Here is a 17,128-nt window from a genome sequence, read left to right as displayed (position 1 = left end):
GGCGTCAACATTCCGGGCCCGTTCACACGTGTGGACGGGCCCGGAAGGATCTCCGGCGATAGTCCGGCGAGCCCGGGAGACTCCCCTGCATGGAACCCGAGGACATCGAGTCGGCATATCGCTGGCCGATCCCCCCTACGGTCGGCTGGACGGCAGACGACCTCGACCTTCTCCCCGACTTGCCGCCGCACACCGAACTGATCGACGGAAGCCTGGTCTTCAGGAGTCCGCAGACCCTCTTCCACATGCGGACGGTCAGCTTCATCAACTACCGCCTCGAGGCGCTGATCCCACCGAGGCTTGAGGTCATGCGCGAGTTCACGATCGACATCGACCGTCACAACCGGCTCGAGCCCGATGTCATCGTGGTCGACGAAGCTGCCATCCAGAGCATGGAGCAGACCCGCCTTCCTGCAGAGTTCGTGCGGCTCGCCGTCGAGGTCGTCTCCCTCGATTCCCTCCCGCGCGACCGGCACAGCAAGCCGCTCAAGTACGCCCGCGCCGAGATCCCGCACCTCTGGCGGGTGGAGAACGACGACGGCCGAGCCGTGGTCCACGTGTACGAACTCGACCCGGCCACACAGGCGTACGTGGCCACCGGCATCTTCCGTGACCGGCTCGAAGTTTCGGTGCCGTGCGGCATTGACCTCGACCTCACGGCTGCCCGGTGAGGAAACGCACCTGGGCCCGGCTCCCCCCAAGGGAGCCGGGCCCAGTCGTGTCGCGGGCGTCAGCGGACGAACGTGCTCGCCTGGCCCGCCAGGTCCAGGAAGTACTGCGGGGCCACACCCAGGACCAGGGTCACCGCCACGCCCACCGCGATGGTCGTCATCGTCAGCGGCGACGGGACGGCCACCGTCGGGCCGTCCGGCTTGGGCTCGCTGAAGAACATCAGGACGATCACCCGGATGTAGAAGAACGCGGCGATAGCGGACGAGATGACACCGACCACGACCAGCACACCCGCGCCGCCCTCCGCCGCCGCCTTGAACACGGCGAACTTGCCGGCGAAGCCGGACGTCAGCGGGATGCCGGCGAAGGCCAGCAGGAACACCGCGAAGACCGCCGCCGTCATCGGGGAACGGCGGCCCAGGCCCGCCCACTTGGACAGGTGCGTCGCCTCGCCGCCCGCGTCGCGCACCAGCGTGACCACCGCGAAGGCGCCGATCGTCACGAAGGAGTAGGCGAGCAGGTAGAAGAGGACGGACTGGACGCCCTGCGCCGACGTCGCGATCACACCGGCCAGGATGAAGCCCGCGTGCGCGATCGAGGAGTACGCCAGCAGGCGCTTGACGTCGGTCTGGGTCACCGCGATCACCGCGCCGGCCAGCATCGTCACGATGGCCACGCCCCACATGACCGGCCGCCAGTCCCACCGCAGGCCCGGGAGGACCACGTACAGCAGGCGCAGCAGCGCGCCGAACGCGGCCACCTTCGTAGCCGCCGCCATGAATCCCGTGACCGGGGTCGGAGCGCCCTGGTAGACGTCCGGGGTCCACATGTGGAACGGGACCGCGCCGACCTTGAAGAGCAGGCCCATCAGGATCAGCGCGCCGCCGATCAGCAGCAGCGCGTCGTTGCCCATGGTGTCGGCGAGCGCCGGGTCGATCTTCGTGACGGTGCCGTCGACCACGTCGGCGATGGCCGCGTACGAGACCGAGCCCGCGTACCCGTAGACCAGCGCGATGCCGAAGAGCAGGAAGGCCGAGGAGAAGGCCCCGAGCAGGAAGTACTTGACCGCCGCCTCCTGCGACATCAGCCGCTGGCGGCGGGCGACGGCGCAGAGCAGGTACAGCGGGAGGGAGAAGACCTCGAGGGCCACGAACAGCGTCAGCAGGTCGTCGGCCGCCGGGAAGATCAGCATCCCGGAGATCGCGAACAGCACCAGCGGGAAGACCTCGGTGGTGGTGAAGCCCGCCTTGACGGCGGCCTTCTCGCTCTCGCTGCCCGGTACGGACGCAGCCTGCGCGGCGAAGGAGTCCACCCGGTTGCCGTGTGCGGCCGGGTCCAGGCGCCGCTCGGCGAAGGTGAAGACCGCGACGATCGAGGCCAGCAGGATGGTCCCCTGCAGGAACAGCGCCGGGCCGTCCACGGCCACCGCGCCCATCGCCGCGATGTGCGCCTTGTCGCTCGCGTACCCGCCGGCGGCCAGGCCGACGACCGCCGCGAAGGCCGAGGCCAGCGCGGCGACGGCGAGGAACACCTGGACGTAGTAGCGGGACTTGCGCGGTACGAAGGCCTCGACGAGGACTCCGACGATCGCCGCGCCCACCACGATCAGCGTGGGCGCGAGCTGCGCGTACTCGATGTGCGGGGCCGGGATCCGGTCGGCCGGTTCCGCGGCCGCCAGCGTCAGCAGCCCTTGGGCAGCAGCCATGGTGCTCACTTCGCCGCCTCCCCGTTCTTGGCCTCGACGGCCACCTCTGGCTTCGGGTCCTTCTGGTGTACGTCGGACATGGTGTACTCCACGGCCGGGTTGACGATCTCGGTGAGCGGCTTCGGGTACACGCCCAGTGCGATCAGCAGCGCGATCAGCGGGGCGACCACCAGTACCTCCCGCAGGCGCAGGTCCTTCATCGGGCGGACCTCCTCCGTCACGGGACCGGTCATCGTGCGCTGGTAGAGCACCAGGGTGTAGAGCGCGGCCAGCACGATGCCGATGGTGGCGATGATGCCGATGACCGGGTACCGGGCGAACGTGCCGACCAGGACCAGGAATTCACTGACGAAGGGCGCGAGGCCCGGCAGCGACAGGGTGGCGAGGCCGCCGATCAGGAAGGTGCCGGCCAGTACCGGGGCCACCTTCTGCACACCGCCGTAGTCGGCGATGAGCCGGGAGCCGCGGCGCGAGATCAGGAAGCCGGCCACCAGCATCAGCGCGGCCGTCGAGAGCCCGTGGTTGACCATGTACAGCGTCGCGCCCGACTGCCCCTGGGAGGTCATCGCGAAGATGCCCATGATGATGAACCCGAAGTGGGAGATCGAGGCGTACGCGACCAGCCGCTTGATGTCCCGCTGCCCGACCGCGACCAGCGCGCCGTAGACGATGCTGATCAGGGCCAGTACGAGGATCACCGGCGTGGCCCACTTGCTGGCGTCGGGGAACAGCCCGAGGCAGAAGCGGAGCATCGCGAAGGTGCCGACCTTGTCGACGACCGCGGTGATCAGTACGGCGACCGGGGCGGTGGACTCGCCCATCGCGTTCGGCAGCCAGGTGTGCAGCGGCCACAGCGGGGCCTTCACCGCGAAGGCGAAGAAGAACCCGAGGAACAGCAGCCGCTCGGTGTTGGTCGTCATGTCGAGCGTGCCCGCGGCCCGGGCGGCGGCGATCTCCTGGAGCGAGAAGTTCCCGGCGACCACGTACAGCCCGATGACCGCGGCCAGCATGATCAGGCCGCCGACCAGGTTGTACAGGAGGAACTTGACCGCCGCGTACGAGCGCTGCGCGGCCGCGTTCTCGTCGGACCCCGTGTGGGCCCGGTCCCCGAAGCCGCCGATGAGGAAGTACATCGGGATGAGCATGGCTTCGAAGAAGATGTAGAAGAGGAAGACGTCGGTGGCCTCGAAGGAGATGATCACCATCGCCTCGACCAGCAGGATCAGGGCGAAGAAGCCCTGTGTCGGCCGCCAGCGCGTGGACTGCGTCTCCAGGGGGTCGGCGTCGTTCCAGCCGGCCGCGATCACGAACGGGATCAGCAGGGCGGTGAGCGCGATCAGCGCCACCCCGATGCCGTCGACGCCCAGTTCGTAGCGGACGCCGAAGTCGGCGATCCAGGCGTGTGATTCGGTGAGCTGGTAGCGGGCGCCACCGGGTTCGAAACGGACCGCGACGAGCACGGCCAGGGCCAGCGTCGCCAGCGAGAACAGCAGCGCCAGCCACTTGGCGGCGGTCCTGCGGGCGGCCGGGACGGCCGCCGTCAGGACGGCGCCGACCGCGGGGACCGCGGCCGTCACCGTCAGAAGCGGGAAACTCATCTCACACCGCCCTCATCAGCAGGGTCGCGGCGATGAGGATCGCCGTGCCCCCGAACATCGAGACCGCGTAGCTGCGGGCGTAGCCGTTCTGCAGCTTGCGCAGCCGGCCCGACAGTCCGCCGACCGAGGCGGCCGTCCCGTTGACCACCCCGTCGACCAGGCTGTGGTCGACGTACACGAGCGAGCGGGTCAGGTGCTCCCCGCCGCGCACCAGCACGACGTGGTTGAAGTCGTCCTGGAGCAGGTCCCGCCGGGCCGCCCGGGTGAGGAGCGAGCCGCGCGGAGCGAGCACCGGCACGGGCCTGCGGCCGTACATCGACCAGGCGATGCCGACGCCGACGACCAGGACGACCATGGTGGACGCGGTCACCGTCATGGCGCTGACCGGCGAGTTGCCGTGCTCGTAACCGGTGACGGGCTCCAGCCACTTCAGGAAGCGCTCGCCGATCTCGAAGAACGCGCCGGCGAAGACCGACCCGAACGCCAGGATGACCATCGGGATCGTCATGGACTTCGGGGACTCGTGCGGGTGCGGGTCGTGGCCGTTCGCGTCCGGCTGCCAGCGCTTGTCCCCGAAGAAGGTGAGGAGCATGACCCGGGTCATGTAGAAGGCGGTGATGCCGGCACCCAGCAGGGCGACCCCGCCGAGGATCCAGCCCTGGGTGCCGCCCTTGGCGAAGGCCGCCTCGATGATCATGTCCTTGGAGAAGAAGCCGGACAGACCGGGGAAGCCGATGATCGCCAGGTAGCCGAGGCCGAAGGTGACGAAGGTGACCGGCATGTACTTGCGCAGGGCGCCGTACTTGCGCATGTCCACCTCGTCGTTCATCCCGTGCATGACGGAACCCGCGCCGAGGAAGAGGCCGGCCTTGAAGAAGCCGTGCGTCACCAGGTGCATGATCGCGAAGACGTACCCGACGGGGCCGAGGCCCGCCGCCAGGATCATGTAGCCGATCTGCGACATCGTCGACCCGGCGAGGGCCTTCTTGATGTCGTCCTTCGCGCAACCGACGATCGCACCGAAGAGCAGCGTGACCGCGCCCACGATGGTGACCACCAGCTGGGCGTCCGGCGCCCCGTTGAAGACGGCGGCCGAGCGGACGATCAGGTACACGCCCGCCGTCACCATGGTCGCCGCGTGGATCAGGGCCGAGACCGGGGTCGGGCCCTCCATCGCGTCGCCGAGCCAGGACTGCAGCGGCACCTGGGCCGACTTGCCGCACGCGGCGAGCAGCAGCATCAGGGCGATCGCCGTCAGCTTGCCCTCGGTGGCGTTGCCCACGGAGGCGAACACCGGCCCGAAGGCGAAGGTCCCGAAGGTGGTGAACAGCAGCATGATCGCGATCGACAGGCCCATGTCGCCGACCCGGTTGACCAGGAAGGCCTTCTTCGCGGCGGTCGCCGCGCTGGGCTTGTGCTGCCAGAAGCCGATGAGCAGGTACGAGGCGAGGCCGACGCCCTCCCACCCGACGTACAGCAGCAGGTAGTTGTCGGCGAGGACCAGCAGCAGCATCGCCGCGAGGAACAGGTTGAGGTAGCCGAAGAAGCGGCGGCGGCGCTCGTCGTGCTCCATGTACCCGATCGAGTACACGTGGATGAGCGTGCCCACCCCGGTGATCAGCAGGACGAAGTTCATCGACAGCTGGTCGAGCTGGAAGGCGACGTCCGCCTGGAAGCCCTCGACCGGGATCCACGTGTACAGCTTCTGGTACAGGGTGCGGTCGTCGGCGCTGCGTCCGAGCATGTCCGCGAACAGGGCCGCGCCGATCCCGAAGGAGGCGGCGGCGAGGAGGGTGCCGAGCCAGTGGCCGGCCTTGTCGAGGCGGCGGCCGCCGCAGAGCAGCACCGCCGCTCCGAGCAGGGGCGCCGCGATGAGCAGCCCAATCAGATTCTCCACTGTGAGCGCCCCTTACAGCTTCATCAGGCTGGCGTCATCGACCGAGGCCGAGTGGCGGGTACGGAACAGCGACACGATGATCGCGAGGCCCACCACGACCTCCGCGGCGGCGACGACCATCGTGAAGAAGGCGATGATCTGGCCGTCGAGGTTGCCGTGCATCCGGGAGAAGGTGACGAAGGCGAGGTTGCAGGCGTTGAGCATCAGCTCGATGCACATGAACAGCACGATCGCGTTCTTCCGGATCAGCACTCCGGCGGCGCCGATGGTGAACAGCAGCGCCGACAGGTACAGGTAGTTGACCGGGTTCACTTCGAGGCCTCCTCACGGCCGAGCCGCTCGGCCGACGCCTGCTCCAGCGCCTTCAGGTCGTTCAGCGCCTCGCTGGAGACGTCCCGGATCTGGCCGCGGGCGCGCAGCGTCTTGTTGACGGTCAGCTCGGACGGGGTGCCGTCCGGCAGCAGACCGGCGACGTCCACCGCGTTGTGCCGGGCGTAGACGCCGGGCGCGGGCAGCGGCGGGAGCTGCACGCCCTCGCGCACGCGCCGCTCGGCGAGCTCGCGCTGCGTGGCGGCCCGCTCGGTGCGCTCGCGGTGGGTGAGGACCATCGCGCCGACGGCGGCCGTGATCAGCAGCGCGCCGGTGATCTCGAAGGCGAACACGTACTTGGTGAAGATCAGCGTGGCCAGCCCCTCCACGTGCCCGGCGGAGTTGACCCGGCCGAGCCCGTTGAAGTGGCTGAGCCCGGCGTTGGCGATGCCGGCGATCAGCAGGACGCCGAAGCCGAGCCCGCACAGGGCGGCCAGCCAGCGCTGCCCCTTGAGGGTCTCCTTCAGCGAGTCGGCGGCGGTGACGCCGACGAGCATGACCACGAAGAGGAAGAGCATCATGATCGCGCCGGTGTAGACGATGACCTGGACCACGCCCAGGAAGTACGCCCCGTTGGCGAGGTAGAAGACCGCCAGGATGATCATCGTCCCGGCCAGGCTCAGCGCGCTGTGCACGGCCTTCTTCATCAGGATCGTGGACAGCGCGCCGATGACGGCGACGGTGCCGAGGACCCAGAACTGGACCGCCTCGCCCGTGGAGGTCGAGGTGGCCGCTGCGAGGGCGCTCATGCCTGCACCTCCTCGGAGGGCGCCGCCTGCTCGCCCTTCGAAACGGCCGTCTGGCGCACCGTCCCGGGAGCCGCCCCCGTCACCAGCCCGCGGTAGTAGTCCTGCTCGTCCATGCCGGGGAAGATCGAGTGCGGCGACTCCACCATGCCCTCGGTCAGGCCGGCGAGCAGCTGCTCCTTGGTGTAGATGAGCGATTCGCGGCTGGCGTCGGCCAGTTCGAACTCGTTCGTCATCGTCAGCGCCCGCGTCGGGCAGGCCTCGATGCACAGCCCGCACAGGATGCAGCGGGCGTAGTTGATCTGGTAGACCCGGCCGTACCGCTCACCCGGGGAGTACCGCTCCTCCTCGGTGTTGTCCGCGCCCTCCACGTAGATGGCGTCGGCGGGACAGGCCCAGGCGCACAGCTCGCACCCGATGCACTTCTCCAGACCGTCCGGGTGCCGGTTCAGCTGGTGCCGTCCGTGGAAGCGCGGAGCGGTCGTCTTCTGCTGCTCCGGGTACTGCTCGGTGAGGCGCTTCTTGAACATGGCCTTGAAGGTCACGCCGAAGCCGGCCACCGGGTTCTGCCAGGTGTCGTTCTTCTCGTTCTTCTCGTTCCGCTCCGCGTCAGGCATTCTCAGCACCCTCCTCTCGGTCACTGTCAGTATTCGTCCCGCCACTGACAATCAGCTCCCGCTCACTGCGGGGCCGCCTGCGAGGTACGGGTGCCAGGTGCTGGCCGGGCTTGGGCGGTACGGGGAACCCGCCCGCCAGCGGGTCGAACGGTTCGGCCGCGGAGGCCTCGTCGGCCTGCTGGGCGGCCGCCTTCTCCTTCCGGTCGCGGAAGAGGTCCGCGACGAAGGACAGCAGCAGGATCGCGACGACGGCGCCGCCGACGTACAGGACGATCTCCGAGAAGTCGTAGTTCTCGTTGCGCAGCGCCCGGACGGTCGCCACCAGCATCAGCCAGACCACGGAGACCGGGATCAGGACCTTCCAGCCGAGCTTCATCAGCTGGTCGTAGCGCACGCGGGGCAGCGTGCCGCGCAGCCAGATGAAGAAGAACAGCAGCAGCTGGACCTTGATGACGAACCAGAGCATCGGCCACCAGCCGTGGTTCGCGCCCTCCCAGAAGTGGCTGATCGGGTACGGGGCCCGCCAGCCGCCGAGGAAGAGGGTGACCGAGACCGCCGAGACGGTGACCATGTTGACGTACTCCGCCAGCATGAACAGCGCGAACTTGATGGAGGAGTACTCGGTGTTGAAGCCGCCGACGAGGTCGCCCTCGGACTCCGGCATGTCGAACGGCGCCCGGTTCGTCTCGCCGACCATCGTGATCACGTAGATGATGAACGAGACCGGCAGCAGCACGATGTACCAGCGGTCGGCCTGCGCCTCCACGATCGCCGAGGTCGACATCGACCCGGAGTAGAGGAAGACGGAGGCGAAGGCCGCGCCCATCGCGATCTCGTACGAGATCATCTGCGCGCAGGAGCGCAGGCCGCCGAGCAGCGGGTACGTCGAGCCCGAGGACCAGCCGGCCAGGACGATGCCGTAGATGCCGACGGAGGCGACCGCGAGGATGTAGAGCATCGCGATGGGCAGGTCGGTGAGCTGCATCGTGGTGCGCTGGCCGAAGATCGAGACCTCGTCGTCGGCCGGGCCGAAGGGGATCACCGCGATGGCCATGAAGGCCGGGATCGCCGCGATGATCGGGGCCAGGACGTACACCACCTTGTCGGCCCGCTTGACGATGATGTCTTCCTTGAGCATCAGCTTCACGCCGTCGGCGAGCGACTGGAGCATGCCCCAGGGCCCGTGCCGGTTGGGGCCGATGCGCAGCTGCATCCAGGCGACGACCTTGCGCTCCCACACGATGGAGAAGAGCACGGTCACCATCAGGAAGGCGAAGCAGAACACCGCCTTGACGACGACCAGCCACCAGACGTCCCTGCCGAACAGGGAGAGGTCCTCGGCCGCGAGCTGTACCGCGTTCACGCGCCCACCTCCGCAGGGGTGCCGCTGCTGTCGGCCGGGGTCGCCGGGCCGATCCGTACGAGGGTGCCCGGGTGGGCCCCGGTGTCGGCGAGGACGCCGTGGCCGGTGGAGTTCAGCGGGAGCCAGACCACGCGGTCCGGCATCTCGGTGATCCGCAGCGGCAGTTCCACCGAGCCGGCCGGGCCGGTCACCGCGAGGACGTCGCCGTCCTTGACGCCGGTCTCGGCGGCCGTGGCGGCCGAGAGCCGGGCGCTCGCCTCGTGCCGGGTGCCGGCCAGGGCGTCGTCGCCCTCCTGGAGCCGGCCCTGGTCGAGGAGGAGCCGGTGGCCCGCGAGGACCGCTTCGCCCGCCCCGGGGCGGGGCAGCGGCGCGGTGTCCGCGGACTGCCCTGCGGCCCGCTCCCCGGTCCACGGGCCGAGCGCGTCGAGCTCGCGGCGTACGGCGTGTACGTCGGGCAGCGCGATCGGCCGGTCGGCCGCGTCGGCCAGCATGTGCAGCACGCGGGCGTCGGCGGGGGCGAGCCTGCGGGTCATCTGGTCGGGCTTGAGCGCGGCCTCGAACGGCCGGACCCTGCCCTCCCAGTTGATGAACGCGCCGGCCTTCTCGGCGACCGCGGCGACCGGGAAGACCACGTCGGCGTGGTCGGTGACCTGGCCGGGCCGCAGTTCCAGCGAGACCACGAAGGCCTCCTGGAGGGCGACCAGCGCCCGGGCCGGATCCGGCAGGTCCGCGACCTCGACGCCGGCGACCAGCAGGGCCGAGAGCTCGCGGCCGGCCGCGGCCTCGACGATCTGGCCGGTGTCACGGCCGTAGCGGTGCGGGAGCTCGTCCAGCCCCCAGGCGGTGGCGACCTCGTCGCGGGCCCGCGGATCGGTGGCCGGACGGGCCCCCGGCAGCAGGGACGGCAGCGCGCCCGCCTCGACGGCGGCCCGCTCACCGGCCCGGCGCGGGATCCACACCAGCTGCGCGCCGGTGGCCGCGGCGGCCCGTACGGCGGCGGTCAGCGCGCCGGGCACCCCGGCGAGGCGCTCCCCGACGACGATGACCGCGCCGGCCTGCCGCAGCGCGTCGGCGGCCCCGGCCCCGCCGGCCTCCAGGCCGGTCCGGGTGGCCAGCGCGTCGAGCCACTCGGGCTCGGTGCCGGGGGCGGCGGCCAGCAGGGTGCCGCCCGCCTTCTCCAGGCCGCGGGTGGCGTACGGGGCGAGGGCGAAGGTCCGCTGCTTGTGCTTGCGGTGGGCCTTGCGCAGCCGCAGGAAGACGCCGGGGGCCTCCTCCTCGGACTCGATGCCGGCGAGCAGGACGGCGGGCGCCGCCTCCAGCTTCGCGTACGTCACACCGCGGCCGTCGAGGTCCTTCCCGGTGCCGGCGACGGTGGCGGCGAGGAACTCGGCCTCCTCCGCGCTGTGGATCCGGGCCCGGAAGTCGATGTCGTTGGTGTCGAGGACGACGCGGGCGAACTTGGCGTACGCGTACGCGTCCTCGACGGTGAGCCGCCCGCCGGTCAGGACCCCGGCCCGGCCGCGCGCGGCGGCGAGTCCGGCGGCCGCGGCCTCCAGGGCCTCGGGCCAGCTGGCCGGGGCGAGGACCCCGTCCGTGCCGCGCACCAGCGGGGTGGTGAGCCGGTCGGGGCGCTGCGCGTAGCGGAACCCGAAGCGGCCCTTGTCGCAGATCCACTCCTCGTTGACCTCGGGGTCCTCGGCGGCCATCCGGCGCAGCACCTTGCCGCGGCGGTGGTCGGTCCGGGTCGCGCAGCCGCCCGCGCAGTGCTCGCACACGCTCGGGGAGGAGACGAGGTCGAACGGGCGGGAGCGGAACCGGTAGGCGGCCGAGGTGAGGGCGCCGACGGGGCAGATCTGGATGGTGTTGCCGGAGAAGTACGACTCGAAGGGGTCGCCCTCGCCGATGCCGACCTGCTGGAGCGCGCCGCGCTCGAGCAGCTCGATCATCGGGTCGCCGGCCACCTGGGTCGAGAACCGGGTGCAGCGCGCGCACAGCACGCACCGCTCGCGGTCGAGCAGCACCTGGGTGGAGATCGGGACCGGCTTCTCGTACGTGCGCTTCTTGCCCTCGAAACGCGAGTCGCTCTGCCCGTGGGACATCGCCTGGTTCTGCAGCGGGCACTCGCCGCCCTTGTCGCAGACCGGGCAGTCCAGCGGGTGGTTGATGAGCAGCAGCTCCATCACGCCGCGCTGGGACTTCTCGGCGACCGGGGAGGTCAGCTGCGTCTTGACGACCATGCCGTCGGTGCAGGTGATGGTGCAGGACGCCATCGGCTTGCGCTGGCCCTCGACCTCGACGATGCACTGGCGGCAGGCGCCGACCGGGTCGAGGAGGGGGTGGTCGCAGAACCGCGGGATCTCGATGCCGATCTGCTCGGCGGCCCGGATGACCAGGGTCCCCTTGGGCACCGACAGTTCGATGCCGTCGATGGTCAGGGACACCAGGTCCTCGGGCGGTACGGCGGCCTCTCCGCCACCGGTCGGAGCATTAGTGGTGACGGTCATGCGTTCACCTCCGTGTCAGCCCAGAGGGTCGACTTCCTGGGGTCGAAGGGGCAGCCCTTGCCCGTGATGTGCTGCTCGTACTCCTCGCGGAAGTACTTGAGCGAGGAGAAGATCGGGCTGGCGGCGCCGTCGCCGAGCGCGCAGAACGACTTGCCGTTGATGTTGTCGGCGATGTCGTTCAGCTTGTCGAGGTCGGACATGACGCCCTTGCCGGCCTCGATGTCGCGCAGCAACTGGACCAGCCAGTACGTGCCTTCGCGGCAGGGGGTGCACTTGCCGCAGGACTCGTGGGCGTAGAACTCGGTCCAGCGGGTGACGGCCCGCACCACGCAGGTCGTCTCGTCGAAGCACTGGAGGGCCTTGGTGCCGAGCATGGAGCCGGCCGCGCCGACGCCCTCGTAGTCCAGCGGGACGTCCAGGTGCTCGTCCGTGAACATGGGGGTGGACGAGCCGCCCGGGGTCCAGAACTTCAGCCGGTGCCCGGGGCGCATCCCGCCGCTCATGTCGAGCAGCTGGCGCAGGGTGATGCCGAGCGGGGCCTCGTACTGGCCGGGTCCGGCGACGTGCCCTGAGAGCGAGTACAGGGTGAAGCCGGGGGACTTCTCGGTCCCCATCGACTTGAACCAGTCCTTGCCCTTGTTCAGGATCGCGGGAACCGAGGCGATCGACTCCACGTTGTTGACGACAGTGGGGCACGCGTAGAGCCCCTCGACGGCGGGGAAGGGGGGACGCAGCCGGGGCTGACCGCGCCGGCCTTCGAGGGAGTCGAGGAGTGCCGTCTCCTCGCCGCAGATGTACGCGCCCGCCCCCGCGTGCACCGTGATGTCGAGCTTCAGTCCGCTCCCGAGAACGTTCTCCCCGAGGTAGCCGGCCTCGTACGCCTCGCGCACCGCCTCGTGCAGGCGCCGCAGTACCGGCACGACCTCGCCGCGCAGGTAGATGAAGGCGTGCTCCGACCGGATCGCGTAGCAGGCAATGATCATTCCCTCGATGAGGGAATGTGGGTTGGCGAAGAGAAGGGGGATGTCCTTGCAGGTTCCCGGCTCCGACTCGTCCGCGTTCACGACGAGGTAGTGCGGCTTTCCGTCGCCCTGCGGGATGAACTGCCACTTCATTCCGGTGGGGAAGCCCGCGCCGCCGCGGCCGCGCAGACCGGAGTCCTTCACGTATGCGATGAGATCGTCCGGGGTCATCGCGAGCGCCTTGCGCAGGCCCTCGTACCCCTCGTGCCGCCGGTAGGTGTCCAGCGTCCACGACTGCGGCTCGTCCCAGAACGCCGACAGCACGGGCGCCAGCAGCTTCTCCGGGGCGCCGTTCTCATGCATTTCGGCAGTCACCGTCATCACTCCCCCTCCTCGGTGGCAGCCGAAGCCTCACCACGCGGGTGCACGACCTTGCCGAGCTGCGTGCTCTCGCCGCGCGCGATGCGCAGGCCGATCAGGGAGGCGGGGCCGGCGCCGCCGCTCGCCTCGACCACACCCTCGCGCGCGTCCGGGAAGCCGGCCAGGATCCGGGCGGTCTCCTTGTACGTGCACAGCGGCGCGCCCCGGGTCGGCGCGACGGGACGGCCGGCGATCAGGTCGTCGACCATCGCCTTGGCGGACTCGGGGGTCTGGTTGTCGAAGAACTCCCAGTTGACCATCACCACGGGGGCGTAGTCGCAGGCCGCGTTGCACTCGATGTGCTCGAGGGTCACCTTGCCGTCGGGGGTGGTCTCGTTGTTGCCGACCCCGAGGTGCTGCTTGAGCTCGTCGAAGATGGCGTCGCCGCCCATGACCGCGCACAGGGTGTTCGTGCAGACGCCGACCTGGTAGTCGCCGGAGGGCCGCCGCCGGTACATCGTGTAGAAGGTGGCGACGGCGGTGACCTCGGCGGTGGTCAGCCCGAGGACCTCGGCGCAGAACCGGATGCCGGTGCGGGAGACGTACCCCTCTTCCGACTGGGTCAGGTGCAGCAGCGGCAGCAGCGCGGAGCGGCTGTCGGGGTAGCGGGCGATGACCTCCTTCGCGTCCGCTTCGAGCCGGGCGCGTACGTCGGCCGGGAAATCGGGGGCCGGAAGCTGGGGCATGCCCAGACTCACCCCTTGACCGGTCGGATTGGCTGTCATCGGTCGACGCCTCCCATCACGGGGTCGATGGAGGCGACGGCGACGATGACGTCGGCGACCTGGCCGCCCTCGCACATCGCGGCCATGGCCTGCAGGTTGGTGAAGGACGGGTCGCGGAAGTGGACCCGGTAGGGGCGGGTGCCGCCGTCGGAGACGACGTGGACGCCGAGTTCGCCCTTCGGGGACTCGACGGCCGCGTAGGCCTGTCCGGCCGGCACCCGGAAGCCCTCGGTCACCAGCTTGAAGTGGTGGATGAGGGCCTCCATGGAGGTGCCCATGATGTTCTTGATGTGGTCGAGCGAGTTGCCGAGGCCGTCCGGGCCCATCGCGAGCTGCGCCGGCCAGGCGATCTTCTTGTCGGCGACCATGACCGGGCCCGGCTCGAGCCGTTCCAGGCACTGCTCGACGATCCGCAGGGACTGGCGCATCTCCTCCAGGCGGACCAGGAAGCGCCCGTAGGAGTCGCAGGTCTCGGTGGTCGGCACGTCGAACTCGTAGGTCTCGTAGCCGCAGTACGGATCCGCCTTGCGCAGGTCGTGCGGCAGGCCGGCGGAGCGCAGGATCGGGCCGGTGGCGCCGAGCGCCATGCAGCCGGTGAGGTCGAGGTAGCCGACGTCCTGCATGCGGGCCTTGAAGATGGGGTTGCCGGTGGCGAGCTTGTCGTACTCCGGCAGGTTCTTCTTCATGGTCTTGAGGAAGTCGCGCAGCTGGTCGACGGCGCCCGGGGGCAGGTCCTGGGCGAGTCCGCCGGGGCGGACGAACGCGTGGTTCATGCGCAGGCCGGTGATCAGCTCGAAGATGTCGAGGATCAGCTCGCGGTCGCGGAAGCCGTAGATCATGATCGTGGTCGCGCCCAGCTCCATGCCGCCGGTGGCGATGCACACCAGGTGGGAGGAGAGCCGGTTGAGCTCCATCAGCAGGACGCGGATGACGGTGGCGCGGTCCGGGATCTGGTCGGTGATGCCGAGCAGCTTCTCGACGCCGAGGCAGTACGCCGTCTCGTTGAAGAACGGCGTCAGGTAGTCCATGCGCGTCACGAAGGTGGTGCCCTGCGTCCAGTTCCGGAATTCGAGGTTCTTCTCGATGCCGGTGTGCAGGTAGCCGATGCCGCAGCGGGCCTCCGTGACCGTTTCCCCGTCGATCTCCAGGATCAGCCGGAGCACTCCGTGGGTGGACGGGTGCTGCGGACCCATGTTGACGACGATCCGCTCGTCGTCGGCCTTGGCGGCGGACTGGACGATCTCGTCCCAGTCGCCGCCGGTGACGGTGTACACGGTGCCTTCGGTCGTCTCGCGAGCGGAGGCGTGGTTTGACGTAGACATCAGCTGTACGACCTCCGCTGGTCGGGAGCCGGGATCTGGGCGCCCTTGTACTCGATGGGGATGCCGCCGAGCGGGTAGTCCTTGCGCTGCGGGAAGCCCTGCCAGTCGTCCGGCATCATGATCCGGGTGAGCGCCGGGTGCCCGTCGAAGACCAGGCCGAAGAAGTCGTAGGTCTCGCGCTCGTGCCAGTCGTTCGTCGGGTAGACGGAGACGAGCGACGGGATGTGCGGGTCGGCGTCCGGGGTGCCCACCTCCAGGCGCACCACCCGGCCGTGGGTGATGGAGCGCAGGTGGTAGACGGCGTGCAGCTCGCGGCTCTTGTCGTCGGGGAAGTGGACCCCCGAGACGCCGGTGCAGAGCTCGAAGCGCAGGGCCGGGTCGTCGCGCAGGGTCTTCGCGACGCGGACGAGGTGCTCGCGGGCGATGTGGAGCGTCAGCTCGCCCCGGTCGACGACGACCTTCTCGATCGCGTTCTCCGGGAGCAGGTCCTGCTCCTCCAGTGCCCCTTCGAGCTCGTCGACGACCTCGTCGAAGTAGGAGCCGTACGGGCGGTGGCTCGCGCCGGGCATGGCCACGGTGCGGACGAGGCCGCCGTAGCCGCTGGTGTCACCGCCGCCCCGGGCCCCGAACATGCCCTTGCGGACGCCGATCACCTCGGGGCCGCCGGCGGAGCCCCTCGGGGCAGGAACGTTGTTCCCGTTGCCGTTGTCGCCGGTGCCCGGGGTGTTTTCGCTCGTGTCGCTCACCGGAGCAGCCCCTTCATCTCGATCGTGGGAAGCGCCTTGAGGGCCGCCGCCTCCGCCTCGCGGGCCGCCTCTTCCCGGTTCACGCCGAGCTTTCCGCCCTGGATCTTCTGGTGGAGCTTGAGGATCGCGTCGATCAGCATCTCGGGGCGGGGCGGGCAGCCGGGCAGATAGATGTCCACGGGGACGATGTGGTCGACGCCCTGGACGATCGCGTAGTTGTTGAACATTCCGCCCGAAGATGCACAAACCCCCATGGAGATGACCCATTTGGGAGCGGGCATCTGGTCGTACACCTGCCGCAGCACCGGCGCCATCTTCTGGCTGACCCGGCCGGCCACGATCATCAGATCGGCCTGGCGCGGGGAGCCGCGGAAGACCTCCATGCCGAAGCGGGCGAGGTCGTACCGGCCCGCTCCGGTGGTCATCATCTCGATGGCGCAACAGGCCAGGCCGAAGGTCGCGGGGAAGACGGATGACTTGCGCACCCAGCCCGCGGCCTGTTCGACGGTGGTCAGCAGAAAGCCGCTCGGCAGCTTCTCTTCCAGTCCCATGGGAAATTCAGCCCCTCAGTCCCATTCCAGGCCGCCGCGGCGCCACACGTAGGCGTAGGCGACGAAGACGGTGAGCACGAAGAGCAGCATCTCGACGAGCCCGAAGATCCCCAGGGAGTCGAAGGTGACGGCCCAGGGGTAGAGGAAGACAACTTCGATGTCGAAGACGATGAACAGCATCGCCGTCAGGTAGTACTTGATGGGGAAGCGACCGCCGCCGGCCGGCGTGGGCGTCGGCTCGATGCCGCACTCGTACGCCTCGAGCTTCGCCCGGTTGTACCGTTTTGGGCCGATCAGCGTGGCCATGACCACGGAGAAGATCGCAAACCCTGCGCCGAGGGCGCCGAGCACGAGGATGGGCGCGTACGCATTCACGCTCCTCGCTCCTTCCAGTCGTCCTTGACCGTTGGACCGCTGTGCCGGCGCCGAGCGAGCCGCCTCGCGAAGATCACGCTGTGATCGAGCACTTGCATGTGAGGCAGTTCACAAGCCGGACTGCTGCGCATCTTATGCCCGTCGGTCTGTGATCTGCGACACGGGTAACAACAAGGAGTTTGTGATCTCCACCACCTGACGAACGATCATGAAGTCCGATGAGCTGTGATCTTCATACGCGAAGCATCCACATGATCACCAAAGGTGACATCCGACCCCGTTACCGCAGGTAGAAGGCGGGCGGCACTATCAAACGATGTCGGGTGCAGGCAAATTTGCGCCATCAAGCCTTGCAGGGTAAAGGAAGCCGCGTCGCCCGGTCGGGGGAGCCCCCGGGGACGGGAGTGGACGCGTGCACACGTTCACGAGCGCCGGGTCCCACCGCACGGCAACTTCACGGCTGGGTCACGGACAGGCCACAGCGCCCTCACAGCGAGACATTCCTGTGACCTGCGCCACGTCGAATTCTTGGTTCCGAAAGAGGGCTTGGCCATCT

15 protein-coding genes are annotated in these 17,128 nt (G+C 69.3%); 1 reads left to right on the top strand and 14 read right to left on the bottom strand.

Annotation, left to right across the window (positions count from 1 at the left end):
• Positions 1-89 precede the first annotated feature (89 nt).
• Positions 90-671, top strand: a complete 582-nt coding sequence (locus ACFYXK_RS22045) for a Uma2 family endonuclease (protein ID WP_389412671.1) — start codon at positions 90-92, stop codon at positions 669-671.
• Positions 672-730: 59 nt separating this feature from the next.
• Here the strand turns inward: ACFYXK_RS22045 and nuoN are convergent, their stop codons facing one another.
• The 14 genes from nuoN to ACFYXK_RS21975 are packed head-to-tail and all read right to left on the bottom strand — an operon-like array spanning position 731 to position 16,572.
• The gene (gene nuoN / locus ACFYXK_RS22040) at positions 731-2,377 is read right to left on the bottom strand and encodes an NADH-quinone oxidoreductase subunit NuoN (RefSeq protein WP_389412670.1); all 1,647 of its coding nucleotides are present in this window, start codon (positions 2,375-2,377) and stop codon (positions 731-733) included.
• Positions 2,378-2,382: 5 nt separating this feature from the next.
• Entirely contained in the window at positions 2,383-3,975 is a 1,593-nt protein-coding gene (locus ACFYXK_RS22035; RefSeq protein ID WP_389412669.1) for an NADH-quinone oxidoreductase subunit M, read from the bottom strand.
• Position 3,976: 1 nt separating this feature from the next.
• The gene (gene nuoL, locus ACFYXK_RS22030; protein WP_389412668.1) at positions 3,977-5,872 is read right to left on the bottom strand and encodes an NADH-quinone oxidoreductase subunit L; all 1,896 of its coding nucleotides are present in this window, start codon (positions 5,870-5,872) and stop codon (positions 3,977-3,979) included.
• A 12-nt stretch (positions 5,873-5,884) separates the two neighbouring features.
• Positions 5,885-6,184 (bottom strand): NADH-quinone oxidoreductase subunit NuoK, encoded by a 300-nt coding sequence (gene nuoK, locus ACFYXK_RS22025; RefSeq protein ID WP_054223348.1) that lies wholly within the window; start codon positions 6,182-6,184, stop codon positions 5,885-5,887.
• Positions 6,181-6,990 carry an NADH-quinone oxidoreductase subunit J gene (locus tag ACFYXK_RS22020; RefSeq protein ID WP_383514300.1) on the bottom strand — a complete coding sequence of 270 codons (810 nt, stop codon included), beginning with the start codon at positions 6,988-6,990 and terminating at the stop codon, positions 6,181-6,183. The genes nuoK and ACFYXK_RS22020 overlap by 4 nt, the downstream gene beginning before the upstream one ends.
• Positions 6,987-7,604 carry an NADH-quinone oxidoreductase subunit NuoI gene (gene nuoI, locus ACFYXK_RS22015; RefSeq protein ID WP_389412667.1) on the bottom strand — a complete coding sequence of 206 codons (618 nt, stop codon included), beginning with the start codon at positions 7,602-7,604 and terminating at the stop codon, positions 6,987-6,989. The genes ACFYXK_RS22020 and nuoI overlap by 4 nt, the downstream gene beginning before the upstream one ends.
• Positions 7,597-8,967: an NADH-quinone oxidoreductase subunit NuoH gene (nuoH, locus tag ACFYXK_RS22010; RefSeq protein WP_389412666.1), complete on the bottom strand. Its 1,371-nt coding sequence runs from the start codon at positions 8,965-8,967 to the stop codon at positions 7,597-7,599. Before nuoH ends, nuoI begins: the two co-directional genes overlap by 8 nt.
• Positions 8,964-11,471 carry an NADH-quinone oxidoreductase subunit G gene (locus tag ACFYXK_RS22005; RefSeq protein WP_389412665.1) on the bottom strand — a complete coding sequence of 836 codons (2,508 nt, stop codon included), beginning with the start codon at positions 11,469-11,471 and terminating at the stop codon, positions 8,964-8,966. Before ACFYXK_RS22005 ends, nuoH begins: the two co-directional genes overlap by 4 nt.
• Positions 11,468-12,817 carry an NADH-quinone oxidoreductase subunit NuoF gene (gene nuoF / locus ACFYXK_RS22000; protein ID WP_389412664.1) on the bottom strand — a complete coding sequence of 450 codons (1,350 nt, stop codon included), beginning with the start codon at positions 12,815-12,817 and terminating at the stop codon, positions 11,468-11,470. The genes ACFYXK_RS22005 and nuoF overlap by 4 nt, the downstream gene beginning before the upstream one ends.
• Entirely contained in the window at positions 12,814-13,578 is a 765-nt protein-coding gene (gene nuoE / locus ACFYXK_RS21995) for an NADH-quinone oxidoreductase subunit NuoE (RefSeq protein ID WP_389412663.1), read from the bottom strand. Before nuoE ends, nuoF begins: the two co-directional genes overlap by 4 nt.
• Positions 13,575-14,900, bottom strand: coding sequence for an NADH-quinone oxidoreductase subunit D (locus ACFYXK_RS21990; RefSeq protein ID WP_389412662.1), 1,326 nt, complete (start codon positions 14,898-14,900; stop codon positions 13,575-13,577). The genes nuoE and ACFYXK_RS21990 overlap by 4 nt, the downstream gene beginning before the upstream one ends.
• Entirely contained in the window at positions 14,900-15,646 is a 747-nt protein-coding gene (locus ACFYXK_RS21985; protein WP_389412661.1) for an NADH-quinone oxidoreductase subunit C, read from the bottom strand. The genes ACFYXK_RS21990 and ACFYXK_RS21985 overlap by 1 nt, the downstream gene beginning before the upstream one ends.
• Positions 15,643-16,197, bottom strand: coding sequence for an NADH-quinone oxidoreductase subunit B family protein (locus ACFYXK_RS21980; RefSeq protein WP_030298030.1), 555 nt, complete (start codon positions 16,195-16,197; stop codon positions 15,643-15,645). The genes ACFYXK_RS21985 and ACFYXK_RS21980 overlap by 4 nt, the downstream gene beginning before the upstream one ends.
• Positions 16,198-16,212: 15 nt before the next feature.
• On the bottom strand, positions 16,213-16,572 hold the full coding sequence (locus ACFYXK_RS21975; RefSeq protein ID WP_030028256.1) for an NADH-quinone oxidoreductase subunit A: 360 nt from the start codon (positions 16,570-16,572) through the stop codon (positions 16,213-16,215).
• Positions 16,573-17,128: the final 556 nt, after the last annotated feature.

It is taken from the genome of Streptomyces sp. NPDC002209 (assembly GCF_042890265.1).
In the GTDB taxonomy this organism is placed as follows: Bacteria; Actinomycetota; Actinomycetes; order Streptomycetales; family Streptomycetaceae; genus Streptomyces.
The sequence above is the reverse complement of the archived record's forward strand: the minus strand, read 5'-3'. Positions and strand labels throughout refer to the sequence as shown.

What these genes read in the sequence shown, in the direction of transcription:
- ACFYXK_RS22045 (WP_389412671.1), top strand. Translation starts at nt 90, where the DNA reads ATGGAACCCGAGGACATCGAGTCGGCATATCGCTGGCCGATCCCCCCT.
- nuoN (WP_389412670.1), bottom strand. Translation starts at nt 2,377, where the DNA reads ATGGCTGCTGCCCAAGGGCTGCTGACGCTGGCGGCCGCGGAACCGGCC.
- ACFYXK_RS22035 (WP_389412669.1), bottom strand. Translation starts at nt 3,975, where the DNA reads ATGAGTTTCCCGCTTCTGACGGTGACGGCCGCGGTCCCCGCGGTCGGC.
- ACFYXK_RS22020 (WP_383514300.1), bottom strand. Translation starts at nt 6,990, where the DNA reads ATGAGCGCCCTCGCAGCGGCCACCTCGACCTCCACGGGCGAGGCGGTC.
- nuoI (WP_389412667.1), bottom strand. Translation starts at nt 7,604, where the DNA reads ATGCCTGACGCGGAGCGGAACGAGAAGAACGAGAAGAACGACACCTGG.
- ACFYXK_RS22005 (WP_389412665.1), bottom strand. Translation starts at nt 11,471, where the DNA reads ATGACCGTCACCACTAATGCTCCGACCGGTGGCGGAGAGGCCGCCGTA.
- nuoE (WP_389412663.1), bottom strand. Translation starts at nt 13,578, where the DNA reads ATGACAGCCAATCCGACCGGTCAAGGGGTGAGTCTGGGCATGCCCCAG.
- ACFYXK_RS21990 (WP_389412662.1), bottom strand. Translation starts at nt 14,900, where the DNA reads ATGTCTACGTCAAACCACGCCTCCGCTCGCGAGACGACCGAAGGCACC.
- ACFYXK_RS21980 (WP_030298030.1), bottom strand. Translation starts at nt 16,197, where the DNA reads ATGGGACTGGAAGAGAAGCTGCCGAGCGGCTTTCTGCTGACCACCGTC.